The following is a 23717-nucleotide window of genomic DNA, read 5'->3' on the forward strand; positions in this document are numbered from 1 at the left end:
CGGCTAGCCGACGCTGTCCTCGACCCATTCGGCGTAGCTCTGCAGGAGCTTGTGGATGGGCCACACGGCAACGCACGGCACGTCGTAGCTGTGCAATCCGGCGATACGCGTGATCAGCGCGTCCGCGCGGTCCCGCGTCGTCTTGAGGATTGCAGGCACTTCCTCCGCGCTCTCGACCGTGCCGCGCCAGCGGTAGATCGAGCGACAAGGGCCGAGGATGTTGATGCAGGCGGCGAGGCCTTCCTCGACGACGGCCCGGCCGATCCGCTCCGCCTCGTCGGCGTTGGCGAAGATGGCGTAGACCGAGACGACGCTCATGCGGTCCGGCGTCCGAAGACGTGGGCGCCCCAGACCGTCGCCGCGACGAGGCTTGCACCCACTGCTTGGTGAAGGGCTGCGAGCCAGATGGCGACGCCGCTCAGCACAGTGAAGATACCGAGCAGGATCTGCGTTCCGAAGGCCGAATGGATGGCGATCGAAGCCGCCTTGCCGCCATCCAGCTTCTTGAGGCTCCGCGCAAAGATCGCGAGCACCGCGACCACGATCCACGCCCACCAGCGGTGGACGAAGTGGATGAGGAAGGGATCGTTGGTGAAGGCATGGAGCGCGCCCTGGCTCCAGTCGACACCTTCGGGGAAGAAGCGGCCCTGCATCGTCGGCCAGTCGTTCGCGACCTGACCGGCATTGAGACCGGCCACCCAGGCGCCGAGGAGCAGCTGGAGGAACAGCACTCCAAGCGTCGCAACGGCGGCGCCTTTCAGCAGCGCAGGCCGGCTATCCGGAGTGTGGGCGACCTGCCTGAGATCGAGCGCGACCCAGATGCACGCGGCCATGATGGTGAGTGCCAGCAGAAGGTGCGCCGACAGGCGGAAATGGCTGACGTCCGTGCGGTCCACGAGGCCGGACATGACCATGTACCAGCCGAGCGCGCCCTGAAGCCCTCCGAGCACGAGGAGGCCGACGAGCTTCCAGCCGTAGCCCTGCGGGATGGCGCGCTTCGCTGCGAACCAGAGCAGGGGCAGGGCGAACACGACGCCGATCAGCCGCCCGATCAGGCGATGCAGCCATTCCCAAAAGAAGATGAACTTGAACTGGGACAGCGTCATCCCGGCCGGCCCGTTGATCTCGCGATACTCTGGGGTCTGCTGGTAGAGCTGGAAGGCGCGCTGCCAGTCGGCATGGGTCAGTGGCGGGATGGCTCCCGTGACCGGCTTCCACTCAGTGATCGAAAGGCCGCTTTCGGTGAGCCGGGTGATGCCGCCGACCACGACCATCAGGAAGACCATTCCCGCGACGGTCATCAGCCAGTTGGAGATGGCGAGCGGACGCTTGGTCGAAGCTGCCGCGACGGATTGCGAGCGGGGGAGTGCCGAGTCCATTTCGCGCGGGCCTATGGCCGCTCGGGCTCGGCGCCACAAGCGGCAGCCCGCTTAAAGAATGCGTTGATGTGATGTTGTAACCTGACGGATGGCACGTTATATCCTCGGCCATGGCGGTAGCCCTGCAGACCCGTGGACTTGATCGGATGGCGATCGGCCTTTCGGGGCTGTGCGTCGTGCATTGCGTCGCGACCGCGGTTCTGCTCGGCATGCTGTCGGCCGCCGGCGGACTTCTCGGATCGCCGCTGATCCACGAAGTCGGGCTCACTTTCGCGATGTTGGTCGGTTCGTTCGCGCTCGGCCGCGGCATCCTGGAGCATGGCTTTATGATGCCAAGCGCGGTCGGCAGCCTTGGCCTGGGCGTGATGGCAGGTGCACTCAGCCTTCCTCACGATGGCACCGAAGCGACCTTCACCGTCATCGGCGTCGGCATCCTCGCGCTGGGCCATCAGCTGAACCGGATCGCGGGCGAGTAATCCGGCCTTCTTGCGGCCACTCCGGCCGAGGTCTAAATCCATGTTTATGGCCGCTCATCAGCACCATCTTCACGAAGGCGAGTCGCTCAAGGCAGCTGCCCGCCAGCACCTGACGAGCCGCGGCGAGCAGTGGACCGACATGCGTGCCGCCGTGTTCGACGCTCTCTCGGGCTTCAACAGGCCGGCAAGCGCCTACGACATCGCTGAGGCGGTCTCGAACGAGCAGGGCCGGCGCGTCGCCGCCAACAGCGTCTATCGCATCCTCGACCTCTTCGTCGGCGCGAACCTCGCCCGCCGGGTCGAGAGCGCGAACGCCTATGTGGCGAATGCGCATCCCGACTGCCTGCACGACTGCATCTTCCTGATCTGCGATAGTTGCGGGCAGGCCGTGCACATCGATGACGACAGCCTCTCCGGCGGCGTTCGGAAAGCGGCGGAATCTGCCGGCTTTTCCAATCAGCGTCCGGTCATCGAAGTCCGCGGCACGTGCGGCGATTGCGGCGACGGCAACAGCTGAGCGATTCCTGAGCAATCGCTGAAATCGTCTGATTCAGGTCACTTGCGCCCGCCCTGTTGGTGACACGGGACAAGGTTCCGCGTAAGCACCGCCGCCATGTCCGACCGGCCAGAAACACCGTTGCTCGATACGGTCCAGTATCCCGATGACATCCGGAAGCTGGATCGAAACCAACTTCCGCAGCTTGCCGAAGAGCTCAGGCAGGAAGTCATTTCCGCCGTGTCCGTCACGGGCGGGCACCTCGGCGCAGGCCTTGGCGTTGTCGAGCTGACGGTCGCCATCCATTATGTGTTCGACACGCCCAACGACAAACTGATCTGGGACGTCGGCCACCAGGCCTATCCGCACAAGATCGTCACCGGCCGCCGCGATCGCATCCGCACGCTTCGCCAGGGCGGGGGCCTCTCCGGCTTCACCAAGCGCAGCGAGAGCGATTACGACCCGTTCGGCGCCGCGCACAGCTCCACCTCCATCTCGGCAGCCCTGGGCTTCGCGATTGCCAACAAGCTGTCGGATTCACCCGGAAAGGCGATCGCGGTCATCGGCGACGGCGCCATGAGCGCCGGCATGGCGTATGAAGCGATGAACAACGCCGCGGCCGCGGGAAACCGGCTGGTCGTCATTCTCAACGACAATGACATGTCGATTGCGCCGCCGGTCGGAAGCCTGCGCAACTCGCTCGCGCGGCTGGTGAGCTCGGGCAAATATCTCGCTCCTCGCCGCCTCGCGCAGAAGCTCGCTCGCGCCATGCCGGAGCCGCTGCACGTCGCGGCGCGCCGCATGGAGGAATATGCCCGCGGTCTGGTCACCGGGGGCACGCTCTTCGACGAGCTCGGGTTCTATTATGTCGGGCCCGTCGACGGGCATGACGTCCGCGCCCTCGTCGAGGTGCTGGAAAACGTCCGCGATGCGCCCGAAGGGCCCATGCTGGTCCACGTCGTCACCAAGAAGGGCAAGGGCTACGGTCCGGCGGAGAGCGCAGCCGACAAGTATCACGGCGTGGTCAAGTTCGACGTGGTCTCGGGTGTCCAGGCGAAGGCCGCGCCGGGGGCGCCAAGCTACACCGGCGTCTTCGCCAAGGCTCTGATCGGAGAGGCGGAGCGGGACGACAAGATCGTCGCGATCACCGCCGCGATGCCATCCGGCACCGGGCTCGACAAGTTCGAGGAGAAGTTCCCCGACCGCACGTTCGACGTCGGCATCGCCGAACAGCACGCCGTTACCTTCGCGGCGGGCCTCGCGGCGCAGGGCTACCGGCCCTTCTGCGCCATCTATTCGACCTTCCTGCAGCGCGCCTACGACCAGGTCGTCCACGACGTCGCCATCCAGAACCTGCCCGTGCGGTTCGCGATGGACCGTGCGGGTCTTGTCGGAGCCGACGGAGCAACGCACGCGGGCAGCTTCGACCTCGCCTACCTCTGCACACTGCCGAACTTCGTCGTGATGGCTGCGGCGGACGAGGCCGAGCTGGTGCACATGGTCCACACCATGGCCCTGCACGACAGCGGGCCGAGTGCAGTCCGCTATCCGCGCGGCGAGGGCAGGGGCATCCCGATGCCCGAAATCCCGGAGCGGCTAGCGATCGGCAAAGGCCGCATCGTCAAGCAGGGCAACAAGGTCGCCATCCTGTCGCTCGGCACGCGCCTCGCGGAAGCCGAGAAGGCGGCGGAGCAACTGGAGGCGAAGGGCCTGTCGACGACCGTCGCCGACCTGCGCTTCGCCAAGCCGCTGGACGAGGAATTGATCCGCAAGCTGCTGACGACGCACGAAGTGGCCGTCACCGTTGAGGAGGCGTCCATCGGTGGTCTCGGCGCTCATGTCCTGACGCTGGCGAGCGATGAAGGGCTCGTCGATGCCGGCCTCAAGATCCGCACCATGCGCCTGCCTGACACCTTCCAGGACCATGACAAGCCCGAGAAGCAGTACGACGAGGCGGGCCTCAACGCCCCGCATATCGTCGAGACCGTGCTGAAGGCTCTCCGCGTCAACAGCGCCGGCGTCGAAGAGGTGCGGGCGTAGCCAAGATCCGGGCAGACCAGCTGCTGGTTAGCCGCGGGCTGGCGGAGAGCCGGACCCGGGCACAGGCCCTCATCATGGCCGGTGCCGTGTTCAGCGGCGAGAAGAAGCTGACGAAGGCCGGCGACATGCTGGCCGAGGATGCGGCGTTGGAGGTGCGCGGCAAGGATCATCCGTGGGTCTCGCGAGGCGGCATCAAGCTCGATCACGGGCTGACGCACTTCGCTTTCGATGTGGCAGACGCGACAGCGCTCGATGTCGGCAGCTCGACCGGCGGCTTTACGGACGTCCTGCTCTGCCGGGGCGCGGCGAAGGTCTACGCAGTGGATGTCGGGACGAACCAGCTGGCGTGGAAGCTTCGGCAGGATCCGCGCGTGATCGTCCATGAGCAGACGAACGCCCGCAACCTGACCGCCAAGCTTCTGCCCGAGCCCGTCGATATCGTCGTGTGCGACGCCAGCTTCATCAGTCTCGCCAAGGTGCTCGAAGCGCCTCTCAAGCTCGCCAAACCCCGCGCGAAGCTCGTCGCGCTCGTGAAGCCGCAGTTCGAGGCCGGGCGCGAGGAAGTCGGCAAAGGCGGCGTCGTCAGGGACCCAGACGTGCACGAACGCGTCTGCACCGCGGCCAAAGACTGGGTTGCGTCGCAAGGTTGGGACGTGCTCGGCGTAACCCCGAGCCCGATCACGGGCCCGGAAGGCAATGTCGAATTCCTGTTGGGAGCGGTAAAGAATGGCTGACCCGGTCGCGCGGCGTGATTGGTGGAAGATCGCGTTCATCACCGTTCCGGCGATCGTCCTTGCTGGATCGCTGAGCGGCTGGCTGTCGAACTCGGGCTACGGCAACCACTGGTTCGCGGCGCTTCTGAAACCGCCTTTCATGCCGCCCGGTTGGGCGTTCCCGGTGGCCTGGACCACGCTCTATGTCCTTATGGGTGTCTCGGTCGCGATGATCCTCGCCGAAGCGCAAGGTACGCTGCGCAAGTGGGGCCTCACGCTCTTCTTCGTGCAACTCGCCTTCAACTTCGCCTGGTCGCCGGTCTTCTTCGGAGCGCGCGACATCAAGCTCGGCGCGGCCGTCATCATGGTCATGCTGGTGCTTGCGGTCGGTGCCGCCGCGGTGTTCCGCCGCATTCGTCCGGTCGCCGGATGGCTGCTCGTACCATACCTGCTCTGGCTGTGCTTCGCCTGGGCGCTGAACACGAGCATCGACCGGCTGAATCCGGGTGCCGGTACGTCGCTCCTCGGCTGACGTCTCCCGTTCGTCGAATATCCCGCGCCGGCCCCGATTCGTGATATAAGGCGCTCTGAAAGAGGGGTGTCGGAGATGCGTGTTCTATCGGCCGTAGCGATTGTGGGCCTTTGCGCAGCCTTGCCGGCTGCCGCGCAGCCGACGAGGACCCAGCAATACGACGCTGTGTCCAAGCCCGAAGCCGTCGACAGCCAGACGCAGGCGACCGACCTCAAGTTCAAGCAGGACGCCTACGACCGGATGACGGTCGCCGTGCGCGTGGCCGGTTATGGTCCCTACAGGTTCCTCATCGACACCGGCGCGGATCGGACCGCCATTTCGACGCAATTGGCGAGCCGCCTGCATTTGAAGGACGGCCGCAAGACGGTGCTGCATACCGTGACCGGTGAATCCTTGATCGGCACTGCGAACGTCCCGGTGCTCGACATGACGGCCAACCGGGTTCGCAATGTGGACGCCGCGCTTCTCGAATCCGAGCATATCGGCGCCGACGGTATACTCGGCCTGGATTCCCTACGGTCGCAGCGCATCCTCTTCGACTTCAAGCAGCAGACGCTGACGATGGTGCCGGCGGACGCCAAGATGCCGGTCGACAAGGACACGATCGTCGTGACGGGCAGGGTCAAGAACGGCCGCCTGATCCTCGCCGACGCTTTGCTCGAAGGGCGCCAAGTCACCTTGGTTGTCGATACGGGCGCTCAGGTGTCGATCGGCAACGAGGCGCTCCGCCAGAAAATGAGCCGCGGTGGCAGGCTTAAGAGGGCGGTGCCGGTCGAGCTGCAGTCCGTGACCGGCGAGAAGCTGGTCGGCGAATATATGATGGTTCACGAGCTCAACGTGGGCGGCGTGACCATGAAGGACCTGCCGATCGTCTTCGCAAACTCCCACGCTTTCAAGCGCCTTGGCCTCGATTCCCGGCCCGCTCTGCTGCTCGGGATGAATGCCTTGCGGAGCTTCGACAAGGTTTCGATCGACTTTGCCAAGAAGAAGCTTCGGGTCGTGCTTCCCGAGGAAGGTTCGCTAGAGCGGTCCGCTTTCGCGAAGCTCTGACGAGGGGCCTACTGGCGAAGTCAGCACTGCTCCCCTATTTGGGCGCGTAGAGCTTCGGGGCAGGACAGGCCGCGGAGGGCCTTTTCGGCTTTGAGGAGAAGCACATGCAGTCCGAGAACAGGATGTTCGACGACTTCGTAAAGATGGTGAACGGCGTCGCAGGGACGATGGCCGGCATGGGCCGGGAGGCCGAATCCTCCATGCGCGAGAAGATGCGCGAATGGATGGCCGGCGCTGATTTCGTGAGCCGCGACGAGTTCGAGGCCGTGAAGGCAATGGCCGCCGCCGCACGCGACGAGAACGAAATCCTGAAGAGCCGCCTTGCAGCCCTTGAGGCGAAGGTTGCCGGTCCGGCAGCTGGAACCAAGCGCGCGTCCAAGCCCAAGGATAGCCCGGAGACCTCATCCTGAGCGACGAAGAAACCCAGGAAGAGCGGGACGACGGCGCTCCTATCGAGGTTCTCGAGCAATATTTCGAGGCGCGGGGCTGGGCGTGCGAGCGTTCGGCCGAGGGCGAGATCGTCGCCTCGGCGACCGGCAGCTGGACGCAGTACGAGCTGCGCGGCGTTTGGCGCCCGGAGGACCAGGTTCTGCAGTTCCTGGCCTTCCCGGACATCAAGGCGACGCCGGAAAAGCGCCAGGCCCTCTATGAGTCCCTCGGCCTCATCAACGAGCAGCTTTGGCTCGGGCATTTCGAAATGTGGTCCGGCTCGGGCCTCATCGTGTTTCGGCACGCGACCATCCTCGACACGCGCGAAAGCGACGGCCTAAGCCTCGACCAGGCTGAGGCCATCATCGAAGCCGCGATGGAAGAATGCGAGCGCTTCTATCCGGTCTTCCAGTTCGTCCTCTGGGGCGGAAAATCGCCGGGCGAAGCCATCGCCGCGGCGCTCATCGATACTCACGGGGAGGCTTAGCCCTGACTCTCAATCCGATCTGGTTCGTCGGCTGCGGCAATATGTCCGGAGCCATGGTCGAAGGCTGGCGCCTTGCCGGGCTGGACCTGAGCAACGCCGTAGCGATCAGGCCGAGCGGCCGCCCGGTCGAAGGGCTTCGCGTCGTCACGAACTTCGCCGACGCGGGTCTGCCGCCGCGGCTGGTGATCCTCGGCGTCAAGCCGCAGCAGCTCGACGAGGTCGGGCCGAAGCTTGCCGGCTGGATCACGTCGAAGACGACTCTCGTCTCAATCCTGGCCGGTGTCGAAGCCAAGAGCCTGCGCGAGCGCTTTCCGAAGGCCGGCGTGATCGTTCGCGCCATTCCCAACCTTCCGGTTTCGATCCGCCGCGGCGTGATCGGCCTATACAGCGAGGAAGTCTCCGAGGAGCTCGGCTTCGAGCTTTCGCAGCTGTTCGCCATGCTGGGCTATGCGATGTGGAGCAGTAGCGAGAGCGCGCTCGCGGCGATCGGGTCCGTGGCTGGCGCCGGACCGGCCTATGTCGCACGCTTCATCGACGCGCTCGCCAAGGCGGGCGTCGACCGCGGCCTTACGCAGGAACTGGCGCAGACGGTTGCGCTGGAGACGGTGCTGGGTACCTCATGGATGGCGGCCACCACACAGGAGAGCATGGACGAGATGGTCCGGCGGGTCGCCAGTCCGAACGGCACGACCGAGGCTGGCCTCGCGGTTCTCAGCCGCGACGACGTCTTCGACAAGCTGATCACGCTGACGATCAGCGCAGCTTCGCGCCGCGGTTCCGAGCTTGCCGAAGAGGCGCGCCGCTCGTCGCTCCTCGCCGAGCCGCAGGGAACGGCATAGAGGCTGCGCCCCCCGCTCAAGTTGATTCAACCGGCCCGCTGCACTACGCCCGCAGACCCTGGGAAGGGCCAATGATGATCGGCGAAATTGACGAAGTGAACGGAAAGAGCCTTGTCTTCGAACCGGCTGCAAAGCCCGTTCCCGCGGATGAACGTGCGCGCCTCCTCGTAGACCCGGGCTTCGGACGCGTCTTCACCGATCACATGGCGATCATCGAATATGATGATCAGAAGGGCTGGCACGACGCGCGGATCACGGCGCGCCAGTCGTTCGAGATGGATCCCGCGTCCCCCGTCCTGCACTATGCGCAGGAAATCTTCGAAGGGATGAAGGCGTACCGCCGTCCCAAAGGCGGCGCGGCGCTGTTCCGGCCTGACGCCAACGCGCGGCGCTTCGTGCAGTCGGCCATCCGCCTCGCGATGCCGCCATTGCCGGAAGAGATGTTCCTGGAGTCGATCCGCGAGCTGGTTCGAGCCGATCGCGAGTGGATTCCGGATACGGAAGATGGGTCGCTCTATCTGCGGCCCTTCATGATCGCGAGTGGCTCGTTCCTCGGCATGCGGTCGTCCACGCAATTCATCTACGCCGTGATCGCTTCCTCGGTCGGGTCCTATTTTAAGGACGCGCCGAGCCTGTCGCTGTGGGTGACGCGCGATTACGTCCGGGCCGTTCGCGGCGGTACCGGGGAAGCGAAGTGCGGCGGCAATTACGCCGGCAGCCTCATCGCCCAGGCTGAGGCCATCCGGAACGGCTGCGACCAGGTCGTCTTCCTCGATGCGATCGAGCACAAGTGGGTCGAAGAACTGGGCGGCATGAACGTCTTCTTCGTCTTTGACGACGGATCGATGCAGACACCGCCGCTCGATGGGACGATCCTGCACGGGGTGACGCGCGATTCGCTGCTCCGGCTGGCCCGCGACATGGGGCTGACCGTTCGCGAGGAGCTCTATTCGGTCGACCAGTGGAAGGCCGATGCCGAAAGCGGCCGCCTTACGGAGTCCTTCGCCTGCGGAACCGCGGCGGTCGTCACCCCGATCGGCAGCGTCAAAGGCGTGGACGGGGGTTTCACGATCGGTGGCCAGTCTTCAGGTCCACTGACAATGCGGCTGCGGTCAGCGCTGGTCGACATCCAGCGGGGCGACGCACCGGATCCCTACGGCTGGACCGAAATTATCTGAGATCGCCCCGCGGCTAACCCTCGGCAAAAATGTCGAGGTGCAGCGGTTCGCTCTCCCCGAACCAAATCACGTGCTCCGTGTGGTCGGACAGGTCGTAGCCCGTGCTCGCGTGTGCGAAGATCGTCAGCCCGTCCCGGTTCAACGCCATCCACTGCGCGAACTCCCCGAACTGCTCAGGACGGACGGTCAGCTGGCAGCTTCCGCGAGGGTGGGGGCCCACGGGATCGGTGTGGAAATGGCCCACCGGAACTCCGAACCGCTCGCGGGCGGCACGCGCAAGGCTTTGCGCACGATCGAGCTGGTCGGCGTCGAAATAGATGTGGGCGTGGAAGTCCCGGATGCCGAGCATGCGCGCCATTTAGCAGAAGACGCGCCAGACGCTAAGTTGGGGTTCCCTTGGGGGAAGTCGCGGCTATAAGCGCGCCTTCCCCGCATCGACGGGCCGCCTGCTGGGGCGTCGCCAAGTGGTAAGGCACCGGTTTTTGGTACCGGCATTCGCAGGTTCGAATCCTGCCGCCCCAGCCAGCACTTCCTCCAGCCGTTGACCGCGCGCCGATCTTGATATCGGATGCGTTCGATGCCTCCATCGGACCTTCCCCTGCAGCGGCGCGAGTTCATTTCGGCGGTCGCCGGGACCTGCCTGATTGCCCATCGGCCAGCGTTCGCAAGCACAGCCGCCCCCGACGGAGCGCCGCAGCCGCGTCGAGTCACTCGTCTCGAAACAGGCTGGAAGTTCAGCCTCGGCCATGCCGTAGATGTCGAGCGCGACTTCGGTTTTGGCCGTGACCAGCGGACATTTGCAAAGGCGGGAGCGGGCACAGCCGACGCGACGCTGGCCAAGTTCGACGACCGCGTCTGGCAATCCGTGCGCGTGCCGCACGATTGGGCAGTCGCGTTGCCCTTCGCCGAACCGAAGTCGCCGCCTAAGGACCGCGCAGATGCCATGGCGGCGCACGGCTTCAAGGCCATTGGACGCGACTTCCCGCAGAACAGTATCGGCTGGTACCGCGTTACGCTTCCTGTCGGACCGGCCGACAAGGGCCAGTCGATCTGGCTCGAGTTCGACGGCGTCTTCCGCGACTGTATCGTCTTCGTGAACGGCTATGCCGCCGGAGGAAGCGCGAGCGGATACGCACCCTTCTGCGTCGATATCGCCGACTTCCTCGATTACGACGGCGGCCCGAACGTCCTGACGGTGCGCGTCGATGCGAGCCTCGGCGAGGGCTGGTTCTACGAGGGCGCCGGGATCTACCGTCATGTCGATCTGGTCCGCGCGGCGCCGGTGCACATTCCGCAGTGGGGAACCTTCGTCCGAAGCGAGCTCGGGTCCGGCCGCGCCCAGCTTCTGGTCACGACCGATGTCGTCAACGACGGGGCGGCGCCGGTCGAAGTGCTCCTCCGCCAGCAAATGTTCGACAGCCGCAAGCGCATCGTCGCGGAATGTGAGGACGCCCGCTTCACGCTCGCGCCGGGTCAACGAAGTGCGCAGGACGGCAGCACCTTCGTGGACGCGCCCTCGCTCTGGTCCCTCGAGAACCCCGATCTCTACACGATGGTGAGCGAGGTGATCGTTGCCGGGCAGGTAATCGACCGTGTCGAAACGCGCTTCGGGATCCGTAGCATTCGCTTCGACGCGGAGCGCGGCTTCTTCCTCAACGGCAAGCCGGTGAAGCTTCTCGGCACGTGCAACCATCACGACCATGCCGGCGTGGGCACCGCGATACCGGATGCGCTGCACGCGTGGCGCGTCGCGCAACTCAAGGAGATGGGCTCAAACGCTTGGCGGAGCGCGCACAATCCGGCCGCGCAGGTTCTGCTCGATGCCTGCGACTCAATGGGAATGCTGATGATCGCGGAAGCGCGCCAGAACTCGACCAGCGACGAGGCGCTTGGCGAAATCGAGCGGATGGTCTTGAGCTCGAGGAACCACCCGTGCGTGATCCTCTGGTCGCTCGGCAACGAGGAGCCGCACCAGGCGACCGAGCGGGGCGCGCGCATAAACGCAGAACTGGCCGCGCGCGTGAAGCGGCTCGACCCGACCCGTCAGAGCACCTTTGCGATGGACCAGGGTTGGGACACGGGCGTCGGCCGCGTCGTGGACGTGCTCGGCTTCAACTACCGCACCGACAAGATCGAGGCGTATCACGGCAGGCACCCGGACCAGCCGGTCTACGGTTCGGAGACCGGAAGCACCGTCGCCACGCGCGGCGAATATACCAACGATCCGGCGCGCCACATTGTTCGCGCCTACGACACCGAGCATCCCTGGTGGGCCAGCACGGCCGAGGAGTGGTGGACCATCGTCGCCGAGCGCACGTACATCGCGGGCGGCTTTGTCTGGACGGGCTTCGACTATCGCGGCGAGCCAACGCCCTACGCGGCCTTTCCGAGCGTTTCCTCGCAGTTCGGCATCCTCGACACCTGCGGCTTCCCGAAGGACAATTACTATTATTACCGCGCCTGGTGGCGGCCGGATCAGCCGCTGGTGCACCTCTTGCCACATTGGAACTGGGCAGGGCGCGAGGGCCAGCCGATCGAGGTCTGGGCTCACGGCAATGCGGAAGAGGTGGAGTTGAAGCTCAACGGCCGCTCGCTCGGACGCAAGGGCATGCCTCGCAACCGCCATCTCGAATGGCAGGTGCCCTATGCTACGGGCCGGCTCGAGGCGATCGGTTACAACGGGGGCAGGGTGGTCGCTCGCGACGTGCGCGAAACCAGCGGTCTTGCGCATGCTGTGAAGCTGAAGGTCGATCGGCGCATGGCGAAGGCCGGCGACGTGGTCATCCTGAATGCCGAGGTAGTGGACTCGCGCGGGCGGCCGATGCCCACAGCTGATAACCTGCTGCGCTTTACCGTCGCCAACGGCGAGGTGATCGGCGTAGGCAACGGCAATCCCAACAGCGTAGAGCCTGACCTCGCCACCGAACGGCGTGCGTTCAACGGGCTCGCGCAGGCGATCGTCCGGATCAATCGGTCCGGGCCCGTCAATCTGGCGGTATCCAGTGCCGGGTTGGCCGGCTCGCGACTAAGGATCGTTGCCCTATGAAGGTTCGCATTCTGTCGGCTTTGGCCGCGCTTTCGGCTGCCGTTGCGCCTTCGCAGCTGCTGGCGGCACAGCCCGGCCTCTATCTCGGCGCGGACCTGTCCTACGTGAACGAGATGGAGGATTGCGGGGCGGTCTACCGGCTCAAGGGCAAGCCGATCGACCCATTCGTCCTCTTGAAGAAGGAAGGCGGCAACCTCGTTCGCGTCCGCATCTGGGTCGATCCGACCTGGACGAAGTACAGCAATTACGACGACGTTCTGAAGACGATCCGTCGAGCCCATGCGGCCGGGCTCCAGGCGCTGCTGGACTTCCACTATTCGGACGATTGGGCGGACGGCGGCAAGCAGTTGACGCCTGCCGCCTGGGCGAAGCTCAGCACCGACGATCAGGTGAAGGCGCTATACGACTACACGCTCGACACGTTGCGCAAGCTCGACGCCGACAAGGCGATGCCGGAGATGGTTCAGGTCGGCAACGAGACCAATCCCGAGCTGCTCGGCGGCAAGGTGCCCGGCCCACCCATCAATTGGGAGCGGAACGCGCGCCTGCTGAATGCGGGGATCCAGGCGGTGCAGGAGGCGGGCCGATCAAGCTCCAAGATGCCGCGGATCATGCTGCACATCGCGCAGCCCGAGAATGTGCTGCCGTGGTTCGACGCAGCGACCAAATTCGGTGTGACGGGGTACGACCTCATCGGCATCAGCTATTACAAGAAGTGGTCTACCTATTCGCCGGATCAGCTGAAGGCGACGATTGCCGAGACCAAGTCGCGCTACGGCAAGGACGTGATCGTGGTGGAAACGGGTTATCCGTTCACGCTGGAGGGCGCGGACACCGCCAGCAATCTCCTCGGAACCGATGGACTAGTGCCCGGCTATCCCGCCACGCCCGAGGGGCAGCGCAAGTTCATGATCGATCTCACGCAGCTCACCCTCGACGCGGGCGGCATCGGGGTCGTCTACTGGGAGCCCTATTGGGTCTCGACCAAGTGCGGGACGCGCTGGGGCAAGGGCTCAGACTGGGAGAATGCGGCCTGGTTCGACTACAAGAACCATGACGCATTACCCGTTTTCGAATGGCTTCGGCACAACTACCGGCTGCCCAAGACGCGCTAAGCGCGCTCGGCGAGATACTCCTCGAGATCCTCGCTTCCGCCGATCACCTGTCCGCCGATGATGACGACGGGTGTTGTAGAACGGCCGAATTGCTCTTCGATCGCCTCGACCTCTTCGCGCGTTTTCAGGACGCGGTCTTCGAAGTCGATCCCCGCGTCCTCGAACATCTCCTTGGCGCGCACGCCGTAGGGACAAGTGTGTTCGGGTAGGACCATCCGATACAGGATGGCCTCATTGGCCTCGGCCATGGATGTCTCCCTTAGTGCTGCTTGGATGCGGCGTTGTGGTTTTCGTCGAGCTGCTCGTCCCCGAGCTGGCTCTCGCCGTAATAGGCCTGGTCGGACTGGCCGCCCTTGAAATCGCCGGCGTCCACTTCCTTGCCGCGATGCGGATTGGGATAGTTACCGCCGCCGGATTTTCCGGTCTGGCCTTCCGTCATCGGCCGCGAAGCCGGCTGCTTTTCTTCTGACATTTCAAGCTCCTTTGCCGATTCAACTCGCGCCGGGCGGCGCTCGTTCCGACGTCGGGCTTGTGAATGTACCTGTCCGCAGTATGGCTCCGGACATGGCTGGGCCGCTCCAGGGCATCAGGATTGTGGAAATGGGCGGCATCGGCCCCGCGCCATTCGCCGCGATGATGCTGGCGGATCACGGCGCCGAGGTCATCCGCGTCGAGCGGGCAGGGATGATCGGCTTCGACAATGACCCGTTGTTGCGATCGCGCCGGAGCATCTCGCTCGATCTGAAGCGGGACGAGGGCTGTGAGGCCCTCCGCCGGCTGGTCGCGAAAGCCGATGGCCTGATCGAGGGCTACCGCCCGGGCGTGATGGAGCGCCTCGGTTTAGGCCCGGACGAGTTGCTCAAGACGAACCCGAAACTGGTCTACGGCCGCGTGACGGGCTGGGGGCAGGACGGGCCTTTGAGCTCCAGCGCCGGTCACGATATCAACTATGTCGCCATCACCGGACTCCTGAACGGCATCGGCCCGAGGGAGCGGCCGGTCGTTCCCGGCAATTATCTTGGCGACTATGCCGGCGGCGGCATGATGCTGGCGTTCGGGATGACTGCAGCCTTACTCGCCGTGCAGCGAGGAGCGCCGGGTCAGGTCGTTGACGCAGCGATGAGCGACGGCACGGCGCTGATCGGCGCACTTACCTACGGTCTGCGGGCGGCCGGGCTGTGGAAGGATGAGCGCGAAGCCAACCTGCTCGACGGCGGCGGCGACACTTACGGCATCTTCCGCTGCTCCGACGGCAAGTTCCTCGCTATCGGAGCGATCGAGCGCCCGTTTCAGGAGGCCTTGCTGAAAGGATTGGCGTTGCGGCCCGGGTCGGGGCGCGAGGAGATCGCGGCCGTCATCAAGAGCCGGACGCGCGACGAGTGGGCGGCGCACTTCGCTGGCACCGACGCCTGTGTGGCGCCCGTCCTCAACCTCGAAGAGGCGCCGGTTCACCCGCACAACATCGCCCGGCGAGCCTTCCTCGACTTGGACGGCGTGTTCCAGCCAGCTCCGGCCCCGCGCTATTCGGCGATGTCGCTCGATCGCCCCGATCCGCCCCGTGTAGAGGGCCAGGACGGCGAACTCATCCTCGTGGAGCTCGGCTACACCGACGGCGAGATTGCGCGGCTGCGCTCCGAAGGCGTGCTGCTTTGAATCCGCTGTACCGCGACATGAAAGTCAGCGTGTTCGAGCGCATGAGCCTCGCTGCCGCGCAGCATGGCGCGGTGAACCTAGGCCAGGGTTTCCCCGATTTCGGCTGGCCGGAAGAGATTCTCGATGCCGCCGCTCGAGCTGTGAAAGAGGGGTCGAACCAATATGCGCCGTCGCGCGGCTCGCCGGCGCTGCGGGAGGCCGTCGCCGCCCATTACGATCGTCACTTCGGGCAGCAACTTGATCCGGACCACGTCTGCGTGACGAGCGGAGCGACCGAGGCTCTGGGCGCGATGATCTTGTCGGTCGTCGAGCCTGGCGACGAGGTGATCATCCTGACGCCGGCCTACGACAGTTACGCGCCGATGATCCGCAGGGCCGGGGCCACGCCTCGCGAAGTGGCGCTCCAGCCCCCGCATTGGCGCATCCATCGGGATGCCGTGGAGGCGGCCGTGACACCGCGAACCCGCGCCATCCTGTTCAACAATCCGCATAACCCGACGGGACGCTTGTTCGGCGCGGACGAGCTCCAGGTCATCGCGAACCTCGCTGTCGAACACGACCTGACCGTCCTCAGCGACGAGGTGTGGGAGCATGTGCTCCTTCACGGCGAGAAGTTCACGCCGCTCGCAAGCCTTCCGGGGATGGCAGAGCGGACGCTGAAGGCGGGATCGGCGGGCAAGATTTTCTCGCTGACCGGGTGGAAGGTCGGCTGGATCGTGGCGTCGCCGGATAATGCCGCCCTCGCCGCGCGAGCGCACCAGTTCCTCACCTTCTCGACGGCACCCAACCTTCAGTCCGCCGTCGCCTTTGGCCTCGGGTGCGACGAGTGGATCGCCCCGATGCGGGAGCGGTTTTCCCGTGCGCTGGAGCGGATGAGCGAGGGGCTGAAGCAGGTCGGATTCGAAGTCCTGGAGCCCGCCTCAACCTACTTCCTTTGCGTCGATCTTCGCGCTTCCGGACTGGACGTGGACGACGAGACCTTCGCAAAGGCGACGGTCGAGCAGGCCGGAGTGGCGACCGTGCCTGTGTCGGCGTTTGCGGAGCAGGACCCGTCTAGGCACCTCGTCCGCCTGTGCTTCGCCAAGCGTGACGAAACCATCGATGCGGGGGTCGAAGCAATGGCCCGCGCCAGGGAGCTATTCACATGACACCGGCCGAAGAAGCCGCATCCATCCTGAAGCAGTTCGGCGTCGGCTCAAGCGGCGACCTTGCGAGCACGTCGCCCATCGACGGCAGCGAGATCGGGCGCGTGGCGACGGGCGACCCATCGGTCGCTGCGGCGAAAGCGGCGCAGGCGTTCGATCATTGGAAGACTGTACCGGCTCCGCGTCGTGGCGAACTCGTGCGCTTGCTGGGCGAGGAATTGCGCGCGGCGAAGGAGCCTCTGGCCCAACTGGTCACGCTCGAAAGCGGGAAGATCGTTCAGGAAGGCCTCGGCGAGGTCCAGGAGATGATCGACATCTGCGACTTCGCCGTCGGCCTGTCGCGTCAGCTCTACGGCCTGACGATCGCCAGCGAACGCGCGAACCATCGCATGATGGAGCAATGGCATCCGCTCGGCCCGGTGCTCGTCATCAGCGCGTTCAACTTTCCCGTGGCCGTGTGGGCGTGGAATGCGGCGCTAGCGCTGGTCTGCGGCGACCCTGTCATTTGGAAGCCGAGCGAGAAGACGCCGCTGGTCGCCGAGGCTGTGATTGCGCTCATGGGTCGCGCGCTGGAGCGGTTCGGCGACGCGCCCGAGGGGCTCGTCACGCTAATCCAAGGTGGCCGTGACGTCGGCGAGGCTCTCGTCGACGATCCGCGCGTTGCGCTCGTTTCAGCGACCGGCTCGACAGCGATGGGGCGCGCAGTGGGTCCTCGCGTGGCGCAGCGCTTCGGTCGGGTCCTGCTGGAGCTCGGTGGCAACAACGCCATGATCGTCTGCCCCACGGCGGACCTGGCGCTGGCGGAGCGTGCGACTCTGTTCTCCGCAGCAGGAACGGCCGGCCAGCGCTGCACAACCCTTCGGCGCCTTATCATCCACGAGAGCGTGGCTGACGCTCTGGTCGCGCGGCTCAAGCAACTCTTCGCCAACGTGAGGATCGGCGACCCGCGGGAGCCGGATACGCTGATCGGTCCTCTGATCGACGAGGCAGCATTCGACGGAATGGAACGTGTGCTCGGGGACGGCATCGAACGCGTGGAGGCGGTTTCCGGAGGCTTCTACGTCCGGCCCGCGATCGTCGAAGCACCTGCGCAGGAGGGAACGGTGCTCCAGGAGACATTCGCGCCGATCCTCTACGTGCTGCGCTATCGCGACTTCTCAGAAGCGCTCGCGCTCAACAATTCGGTGCCGCAAGGCTTGTCGTCGTCGATCTTCACCAACGACCTGCGCGAGGCTGAGCAATTCCTGTCCGCGGCCGGGTCCGACTGCGGCATCGCCAACGTCAACATTGGTCCTTCGGGCGCCGAGATCGGTGGCGCGTTCGGCGGTGAGAAGGAAACCGGCGGAGGACGCGAGAGCGGCTCGGACGCGTGGCGCGCCTACATGCGGCGGCAGACCAACACCATCAATTACGGGACCGACCTACCGCTCGCCCAGGGCATCCGTTTCGACGTCGCTCCATAGTTCAAGGCTTTCGTCGGAAAGCAAAGTCGGCCAGCGGCGGGCAAAATCGCTGTTCCAGGCGATCAGTTCGTCCGGGTGCAGTGGCGGCGCGATAAGGTAGCCCTGGACGACGTCGCAGCCGAGCTCGCGAACGCTGCGGAGTTGCTCAACGGTTTCCACGCCTTCCGCTGTGGCAATAAGCCCGAGGCCGTGGGCAAGCTCCGTGATCGTTTTCACGATCAATCGGGAATCATGGGCCGCCGGGAGGTCTTTGACGAAGCAACGGTCGATTTTTACTTCGGTGAAAGGCAGCTGCCGAAGTTGCATCAGGGAAGAATAACCCGTCCCGAAATCGTCGATCGCCAGGCCCATTCCTTTGATGCGGAAGCGCGTGAGCGTGTCCATCAGCCGTACAAGCGGCTGCGTCGCGCCTTCGGTCAGCTCCAGGACCAGGCGATCCGTCGGCACGTCGAGAGCGCGGCACATGCGCTCGACGAGGTCGGGGAAATCGAGGCGCTGCAGGCTGACCGCGGAAATGTTGAAGGCGAGGCGGGTTTCGAGCCCCTGGTCGCGCCAGATGCGCCATTGGCGAAGCGTCGTGCGCAGGCCCCATTCGGTCAGCGGGTCGATGAGGCCATGTTCCTCGGCCAGCGGCACGAAGCGCGACGGGGAGATGGGGCCAAGCTCCGGGTCGTCCCAGCGGACGAGCGCTTCGACGCGGCCGAGATGTCCGTCCTTAAGGCTGACTTTCGGCTGATAGACCAGACTGAGCTTTTGCGCTGCGAGCGCTTTCCGAAAGCTTTCCAGTAACTTGCGGTCGGCTGCCGTCATGAAGTCACGACCGGCTTGAACCGGATGAGCAAATCCTCGAGCTCCTCGAGCCGCGCCGGCTTCTCCAGCGGTCCGACCATGTTGAGCCCGATCGCTTCGCCGAGCCGGAAGGCGGAATCGAGCACACGCCGGTCGAAACCGCTGATGATCAGCACCGGCCCCTGGAAATCCTCGTCCGAAAGGAAGCGCAGCAGCTCGACGCCGTCCATGCCCGGCATGCCGAGGTCGAGAGCCACGGCATCGGGGCGGCTGGACCGGAAAACCTCGCGAAACGTGGCGTCGTCGGACGTGACGGATGGAGAATATCCGGCTTCCTGAGCCGCGTTCGCCACGAACTCGGCGAGAGCCGGCTCATCGTCAATCAGCAGCAGCTGAGGCTGCTTCATCGGCTTAACACTCCCTCGCCGATCCGGCTTTACAACACTGCGCCTGAACCATGGTCGGCGTCAAACGAATGAAACGCCTTTTTAACCGCAAGTTAGTAGCATTGCCTGTCCTAATTTGACGCTTCGGAGACTGTTTCATGTTCGGATCGCTGATTCGCCGGAAGCCTTCGCGCCCGTTGGGCGTCGAGGACGGCGCCTTTGATTCGACCACTTTCTCGCTGAGCACCGCCGTTCCGCGACCATCGGAGCGCCGCACCGACGAGCGCGTTCTGCCCATGCTGCGGATCGCGAAACTGAAGGTCGGAGACCGCGAACAGCTCGTCCGCGTCCGTAATGTATCGGCGGGCGGACTGATGGCGGAATCGGGTCAGTCGGTGAACGTCGGCGACGTCGTGAAGATCGAACTGTCGTCGCAGCAAATCCCCGGCTCCATCGTCTGGGTTCGCGAGGGGACGATCGGCATCAAGTTCGAGCAGAACCTCGATCTCGGCGAGCTTCTCGCCGGCCGCAAGCCCCGTCACGGCTTCCGCCCGCGTCCGCCGCGTCTGGAGGTTGCCTGCAAGGCGTCGCTCCGCGTCGACAAGATCTACTATACGGTCGACGTCCACGACATCTCGCTTCAGGGCATGAAGGTCGAGCCGATCGACGAATATTGCCTCGGCAAGAAGGTCGTCGTGGTCGTCGAAAGCCTTCGCCCGATCCGCGGGGAGGTCCGCTGGTATTCCGACCGCAAGGCCGGCATCGTGTTCGACCAGCCGCTGGAGTTCGAGGAACTCGCCGAGTGGGTCGGCAAGAGGCTCGAACTGGCCAGCCTGAAGGCGTCTTTCCAGAAGCAATAAGCTTCGCCGCCGCGAAGGTACTGGCAGGTACGGCTGTGCATCCCTATCTCAGCCGCTCTCAAGCAAGGAGCGGATGATGGCCGAGCAAGTCGCAATCTTCGCGGGCGGGTGCTTCTGGTGCACCGAGGCCGTGTTCAACGACGTCGTGGGCGTGACGAAAGTCGAAAGCGGCTACACCGGCGGAAGCCTCGTCAATCCGACCTACAAACAGGTCTGCGGCGGCGACACCGGCCATGCCGAAGCGATCCGCGTCACCTTCGATCCCGAAGTCGTCAGCTACGACGACCTGCTCGACATCTTCTTTGCGACCCATGATCCGACCCAGCTCAACCGGCAGGGCAACGACATCGGCACGCAATACCGCTCGGCGATCTTCCCGCTGAATGACGAGCAGGAGGCCAAGGCCCGCTCGGCAATCGAGCGCAACAATGAAGGGCACGGCGGGCGCATCGTCACGACGATCGAGCCTCTGGGCGATTGGTATCCCGCCGAGGACTACCACCAGCAATATTGGGAAGGCGAAGGCCAGCGTAACCCCTATTGCCTCGCCGTTATCCCGCCGAAGCTGCAGAAGCTTCGCAAGAGCTTCCAGGCGCGCGTGAAGAGCGCAGGCGCGGACGCCTAGCGTGGTGCGGCGGCTCGGCGCAGGCGGTCGTTGATCGCCGCGCCGAGGCCGCTGTCGGGCACGGGGGCGGCGGCGATGCGCGGCTCCGCAGAAGCATCGGCGTGGTGGAGCAGGTCGAACAGACGCGCTGCCGCTTCGACGAGGTCTCCGGTGGCGCTGAGGTTTTCGCTTCCGCCGATACTTTCGAATCCGATGAGGAATTCGCCGGGCTCGGGCGCGGTGACGTTCAGCCGCAGCGGCTTCGAGGGCGCATAGTGGCTCGCGAGTTGGCCCGGCGCTTCGATCGCACCGCTAGTTTCCTCTCGCGCGTCAGGCACTTCGATTGGACCCCGCCGAAGCAGCCGCAACTCCCCTCCGGTTGAAGCAACGATCGTGGACTCCAACCCTCGCTCGGTGCGTCCCGCATCCACGATCAAGGGAATTCGCCCGCCAAGGCTCTTCAGCACGTGCTCGGCTCGTGTGGGGCTGATCGACCCGCTCGCATTCGCCGATGGGGCCGCTAGCGGCCGACCCACAGCGCGCAGAAGCGCCTGCATCGCCGGATGCGCCGGGACTCGCAGCGCGATGGTGGAAAGACCTGCGGTCACCAGCGACGCAACCCTTGCATCCGCTTTCAGCGGAAGGACGATCGTCAGTGGCCCCGGCCAATGCTGTTCCGCAAGCCTTTTGGCGTCATCGGAAAAGTCGCCGATGCGTTGTGCCGCTAGCAGGTCCGGCACATGGACGATCAATGGATTGAAGCTCGGGCGGCCCTTTGCCTCGTAGATGCGAGCGACCGCCTCCGCATTCTCGGCATCTGCGGCGAGGCCGTAGACGGTCTCGGTGGCAATCGCGACGGGCTGGCCTTCGCCGATCAGGCGCGCCGCCTCGGCGATCGAATCGTCGCTGAACGGCAGTATGCGGGTGGCCTCGGGCATCGCGCCGCCGCTATAGGCGCGGCAGGTCTTCAGCAAGGATGAGCCGATGAGTTTTGCCTGCCCTGTTGCCGATCAGCGCCTGGTCCTCACCCACATCGTGCGTATGCCGGAGCTGGCGAAGTCGAACCGCTTCGCCGAAGCGACATCCGATACCGTAGACGCGCTTCTCGAAGCGGCTGCGGAGTTCGCGGAGGGCGAGCTGGCCCCGCTCAACGAAGTCGGCGACCGCGAGCACTCCCGCTGGAACGAGGGCGCCGTCACCACGCCGACCGGCTGGCGCGAGGCTTACGGCAAGTTCGTGGAGGGTGGCTGGATGGGGCTTTCCGCGCCCGTGGAGTGGGGCGGGCAGGGGCTTCCGCACAGCCTGACCGCCGCGATGATGGAGGATTTCAACGCGGCGAACGTGGCGTTCGCTCTGTGCCCGATGCTCGGCCTCGGTGCGATCGAGGCCGTCGAGGCGCACGGCTCCGACGAGTTGAAGCGGCGATATCTCCCGAAGATGGTCAGCGGCGAATGGACCGCGACCATGAACCTCACCGAGCCGCAAGCGGGCAGCGATGTCGGAGCGCTCAAGAGCCGCGCCGTGCCTGCGGGCGACGACAGCTGGCGCGTTTCGGGGACGAAGATCTTCATCACGTACGGCGAGCACGACCTCACGGACAACATCGTTCATCTCGTGCTGGCCCGGACCCCGGATGCGCCGGAAGGAACGAAGGGCATCTCGCTGTTCCTGGTCCCGAAGGTTCTCGACAGCGGCGAAGCGAACGATCTGCAGTGCCAGTCGATCGAGCACAAGATGGGCATCCACGCCTCGCCGACCTGCGTAATGGGCTTTGGCGAGAATGGAGGGGCGACCGGTTGGCTGGTCGGGCCGGAGCGCGGCGGCATGCGCGCCATGTTCACGATGATGAACAATGCGCGGCTGAACGTCGGGCTGCAGGGCGTGGGCATTGCGGAGCGGGCGACGCAACGCGCGGTGGCCTATGCGCTGGAGCGCAAGCAGGGGCAGCGCGCCGGGCTTCCGATGCCGATCGCCGATCATCCCGACGTTCGCCGTATGCTGGTGAGGATGCGCGCGCTGACGATGGCGTCGCGGGCCCTCGCCTATTACGCCTTCGGCCAGGTTGACCGGGAGACCCTCGGCGACCGCGAGGCCGGCTTGCGCGCGGACATCGTGACGCCGCTGGTGAAGGGCTGGTGCACCGACGTCGGCTGCGAAGTCGCGAGTCTCGGCATCCAGGTCCACGGCGGCATGGGCTTCATCGAGGAGACCGGAGCAGCGCAGTACCTGCGCGACGCCCGCATTGCGCCGATTTACGAGGGCACCAACGGAATCCAGGCGGCCGACCTGGTGGCGCGCAAGATCAGCCTTGAGGGCGGGCTGCCTTTCGACGGCCTTATCGCGGACGTTCGTGCCGAGGCTCAGCATGAGCAGCTGATCGCGCTGACCGATGCCGTGGAAATCCTCGTCGCAACGGCGCGAGAGGCCGAGCCGAACGACCGGCTCGCTGGAAGCTATGCGTTGATGACGATGACCGCGGTGATGACCGCGGGCTGGCTGATGGAACGGCTGAGCCGCGCTATCGACATGGGCGAGGCGGGCGACATCAACGCCGGGCGCCGCTCGGCAATCGAATATTTCCTGTCGGTCATCGTGCCCGAAGCGATCGGGCTCGGTTCTGCGGTGGAGTCAGGAGCGGAACTGCTCTTCCGTGCTCCTGCCGAGGAGTTGGCTTAAGCCCGCTCACGGTTCAGAAGCTCGGAAGGGTTGAGGCCCAGGCGCGCCATGCGCTCCTGGATCGCCGGCCATTCCTCTTCCACGAAGCGGCGGCGTTCCCCGTCGCGAAGGCGCAAACGGGCGCCCGGTGCGACGAACAGGCCGACGCCGCGCCGGACGGTCACGAGCCCTTCGTCCTGGAAGCCCTGATAGGCCTTGGCGACCGTCAGCGGGTTCGCCTGCTGTTCGGCGGCAAGCGCCCGCACCGAGGGAAGCGGGTCCCCGTCGCGATATTTTCCGGAGAGAATTGCGTCGGCGATCGTCTCGCGAAGGCGGACGTAAACGGGCTTTTCGTGGCTCGTGCGAAGCGTCATGCTGTTCT

The 23717-nt window shown here is 65.3% G+C and carries 27 protein-coding genes and 1 tRNA gene; 19 read left to right on the plus strand and 9 right to left on the minus strand.

Annotated elements, in window-relative coordinates; genetic code table 11:
• Positions 1–3 precede the first annotated feature (3 nt).
• The gene (cutA, locus tag LZ016_RS02265; protein ID WP_241445575.1) at positions 4–318 is read right to left on the minus strand and encodes a divalent-cation tolerance protein CutA; all 315 of its coding nucleotides are present in this window, start codon (positions 316–318) and stop codon (positions 4–6) included.
• Complete coding sequence (locus tag LZ016_RS02270; RefSeq protein WP_241445576.1) at positions 315–1379, minus strand: COX15/CtaA family protein; 1065 nt, start codon at positions 1377–1379, stop codon at positions 315–317. Before LZ016_RS02270 ends, cutA begins: the two co-directional genes overlap by 4 nt.
• Before the next feature lie 146 nt (positions 1380–1525).
• Here LZ016_RS02270 and LZ016_RS02275 point away from each other — a divergent pair, with 146 nt between their 5' ends.
• The 10 genes from LZ016_RS02275 to LZ016_RS02320 all read left to right on the plus strand — a co-directional run bounded on the left by LZ016_RS02275 (position 1526) and on the right by LZ016_RS02320 (position 9619).
• Complete coding sequence (locus LZ016_RS02275) at positions 1526–1855, plus strand: MerC domain-containing protein (protein WP_241445577.1); 330 nt, start codon at positions 1526–1528, stop codon at positions 1853–1855.
• A 46-nt stretch (positions 1856–1901) separates the two neighbouring features.
• Positions 1902–2372 carry a Fur family transcriptional regulator gene (locus LZ016_RS02280; protein WP_241447425.1) on the plus strand — a complete coding sequence of 157 codons (471 nt, stop codon included), beginning with the start codon at positions 1902–1904 and terminating at the stop codon, positions 2370–2372.
• A gap of 96 nt (positions 2373–2468) precedes the next feature.
• On the plus strand, positions 2469–4391 hold the full coding sequence (gene dxs, locus LZ016_RS02285) for a 1-deoxy-D-xylulose-5-phosphate synthase (protein WP_241445578.1): 1923 nt from the start codon (positions 2469–2471) through the stop codon (positions 4389–4391).
• Between the two features lie 5 nt (positions 4392–4396).
• Positions 4397–5125, plus strand: coding sequence for a TlyA family RNA methyltransferase (locus tag LZ016_RS02290; protein ID WP_241447426.1), 729 nt, complete (start codon positions 4397–4399; stop codon positions 5123–5125).
• Positions 5118–5636, plus strand: a complete 519-nt coding sequence (locus tag LZ016_RS02295) for a TspO/MBR family protein (RefSeq protein WP_241445579.1) — start codon at positions 5118–5120, stop codon at positions 5634–5636. Before LZ016_RS02290 ends, LZ016_RS02295 begins: the two co-directional genes overlap by 8 nt.
• 75 nt (positions 5637–5711) lie before the next feature.
• A complete protein-coding gene (locus LZ016_RS02300; protein ID WP_241445580.1) occupies positions 5712–6686 on the plus strand; it encodes an aspartyl protease family protein in 975 nt (324 codons plus the stop codon).
• Between the two features lie 104 nt (positions 6687–6790).
• Positions 6791–7096, plus strand: a complete 306-nt coding sequence (locus LZ016_RS02305) for an accessory factor UbiK family protein (RefSeq protein ID WP_241445582.1) — start codon at positions 6791–6793, stop codon at positions 7094–7096.
• Entirely contained in the window at positions 7093–7602 is a 510-nt protein-coding gene (locus LZ016_RS02310; protein WP_241447427.1) for a type III secretion system chaperone family protein, read from the plus strand. The genes LZ016_RS02305 and LZ016_RS02310 overlap by 4 nt, the downstream gene beginning before the upstream one ends.
• A 41-nt stretch (positions 7603–7643) precedes the next feature.
• Complete coding sequence (locus LZ016_RS02315; RefSeq protein ID WP_241445583.1) at positions 7644–8441, plus strand: pyrroline-5-carboxylate reductase family protein; 798 nt, start codon at positions 7644–7646, stop codon at positions 8439–8441.
• Positions 8442–8515: 74 nt separating this feature from the next.
• Positions 8516–9619 carry a branched-chain amino acid aminotransferase gene (locus LZ016_RS02320; protein WP_241447428.1) on the plus strand — a complete coding sequence of 368 codons (1104 nt, stop codon included), beginning with the start codon at positions 8516–8518 and terminating at the stop codon, positions 9617–9619.
• Positions 9620–9632: 13 nt separating this feature from the next.
• Here the strand turns inward: LZ016_RS02320 and LZ016_RS02325 are convergent, their stop codons facing one another.
• Entirely contained in the window at positions 9633–9977 is a 345-nt protein-coding gene (locus LZ016_RS02325) for a DOPA 4,5-dioxygenase family protein (protein ID WP_241445584.1), read from the minus strand.
• Between the two features lie 92 nt (positions 9978–10069).
• Between LZ016_RS02325 and LZ016_RS02330 the strand changes: the two genes are divergently transcribed.
• The 3 genes from LZ016_RS02330 (at position 10070) to LZ016_RS02340 (ending at position 13780) form a co-directional block, all read left to right on the plus strand.
• Positions 10070–10144: transfer RNA gene (locus LZ016_RS02330), tRNA-Gln, on the plus strand.
• A gap of 52 nt (positions 10145–10196) precedes the next feature.
• The gene (gene galA, locus LZ016_RS02335) at positions 10197–12665 is read left to right on the plus strand and encodes a beta-galactosidase GalA (RefSeq protein ID WP_241445585.1); all 2469 of its coding nucleotides are present in this window, start codon (positions 10197–10199) and stop codon (positions 12663–12665) included.
• Positions 12662–13780 (plus strand): glycoside hydrolase family 53 protein, encoded by a 1119-nt coding sequence (locus tag LZ016_RS02340; protein ID WP_241445586.1) that lies wholly within the window; start codon positions 12662–12664, stop codon positions 13778–13780. The genes galA and LZ016_RS02340 overlap by 4 nt, the downstream gene beginning before the upstream one ends.
• Here the strand turns inward: LZ016_RS02340 and LZ016_RS02345 are convergent.
• Both LZ016_RS02345 and LZ016_RS02350 read right to left on the minus strand, forming a co-directional pair.
• Positions 13777–14028 carry a glutaredoxin domain-containing protein gene (locus tag LZ016_RS02345; protein ID WP_241445587.1) on the minus strand — a complete coding sequence of 84 codons (252 nt, stop codon included), beginning with the start codon at positions 14026–14028 and terminating at the stop codon, positions 13777–13779. The genes LZ016_RS02340 and LZ016_RS02345 overlap by 4 nt on opposite strands.
• A gap of 11 nt (positions 14029–14039) precedes the next feature.
• Complete coding sequence (locus LZ016_RS02350; RefSeq protein ID WP_241445588.1) at positions 14040–14252, minus strand: hypothetical protein; 213 nt, start codon at positions 14250–14252, stop codon at positions 14040–14042.
• A gap of 92 nt (positions 14253–14344) precedes the next feature.
• Between LZ016_RS02350 and LZ016_RS02355 the strand changes: the two genes are divergently transcribed.
• Genes LZ016_RS02355 through amaB form a run of 3 tightly spaced genes read left to right on the plus strand, consistent with a single transcriptional unit; the run spans position 14345 to position 18041 of the window.
• Complete coding sequence (locus tag LZ016_RS02355; protein ID WP_241445589.1) at positions 14345–15433, plus strand: CaiB/BaiF CoA transferase family protein; 1089 nt, start codon at positions 14345–14347, stop codon at positions 15431–15433.
• The gene (locus LZ016_RS02360) at positions 15430–16581 is read left to right on the plus strand and encodes an aminotransferase (RefSeq protein WP_241445591.1); all 1152 of its coding nucleotides are present in this window, start codon (positions 15430–15432) and stop codon (positions 16579–16581) included. The genes LZ016_RS02355 and LZ016_RS02360 overlap by 4 nt, the downstream gene beginning before the upstream one ends.
• Positions 16578–18041 (plus strand): L-piperidine-6-carboxylate dehydrogenase, encoded by a 1464-nt coding sequence (gene amaB, locus LZ016_RS02365; protein WP_241445593.1) that lies wholly within the window; start codon positions 16578–16580, stop codon positions 18039–18041. Before LZ016_RS02360 ends, amaB begins: the two co-directional genes overlap by 4 nt.
• Here amaB and LZ016_RS02370 read toward each other — a convergent pair.
• Positions 18000–18851 (minus strand): EAL domain-containing protein, encoded by an 852-nt coding sequence (locus LZ016_RS02370; RefSeq protein WP_241445595.1) that lies wholly within the window; start codon positions 18849–18851, stop codon positions 18000–18002. The two genes, amaB and LZ016_RS02370, sit on opposite strands and share 42 nt — an antisense overlap.
• Positions 18848–19237: a response regulator gene (locus LZ016_RS02375; RefSeq protein WP_241445597.1), complete on the minus strand. Its 390-nt coding sequence runs from the start codon at positions 19235–19237 to the stop codon at positions 18848–18850. Before LZ016_RS02375 ends, LZ016_RS02370 begins: the two co-directional genes overlap by 4 nt.
• Before the next feature lie 137 nt (positions 19238–19374).
• On the opposite strand from LZ016_RS02375, the gene LZ016_RS02380 reads away from it, so the two are divergent.
• Positions 19375–20076 carry a PilZ domain-containing protein gene (locus LZ016_RS02380; RefSeq protein WP_241445599.1) on the plus strand — a complete coding sequence of 234 codons (702 nt, stop codon included), beginning with the start codon at positions 19375–19377 and terminating at the stop codon, positions 20074–20076.
• Between the two features lie 76 nt (positions 20077–20152).
• Positions 20153–20701, plus strand: coding sequence for a peptide-methionine (S)-S-oxide reductase MsrA (gene msrA, locus LZ016_RS02385; RefSeq protein WP_241445601.1), 549 nt, complete (start codon positions 20153–20155; stop codon positions 20699–20701).
• On the opposite strand, the gene LZ016_RS02390 is transcribed toward msrA, so the two are convergent.
• Entirely contained in the window at positions 20698–21618 is a 921-nt protein-coding gene (locus LZ016_RS02390) for an L-threonylcarbamoyladenylate synthase (protein WP_241445603.1), read from the minus strand. The genes msrA and LZ016_RS02390 overlap by 4 nt on opposite strands.
• A gap of 46 nt (positions 21619–21664) precedes the next feature.
• Between LZ016_RS02390 and LZ016_RS02395 the strand changes: the two genes are divergently transcribed.
• The gene (locus LZ016_RS02395) at positions 21665–23356 is read left to right on the plus strand and encodes an acyl-CoA dehydrogenase family protein (protein ID WP_241445605.1); all 1692 of its coding nucleotides are present in this window, start codon (positions 21665–21667) and stop codon (positions 23354–23356) included.
• Here the strand turns inward: LZ016_RS02395 and LZ016_RS02400 are convergent.
• The gene (locus LZ016_RS02400; RefSeq protein WP_241445607.1) at positions 23353–23709 is read right to left on the minus strand and encodes a GntR family transcriptional regulator; all 357 of its coding nucleotides are present in this window, start codon (positions 23707–23709) and stop codon (positions 23353–23355) included. The two genes, LZ016_RS02395 and LZ016_RS02400, sit on opposite strands and share 4 nt — an antisense overlap.
• Positions 23710–23717 lie beyond the last annotated feature (8 nt).

Origin of the sequence: Sphingomonas telluris (assembly GCF_022568775.1) — a bacterium.
GTDB classification, from domain to species: domain Bacteria; phylum Pseudomonadota; class Alphaproteobacteria; order Sphingomonadales; family Sphingomonadaceae; genus Sphingomicrobium; species Sphingomicrobium telluris.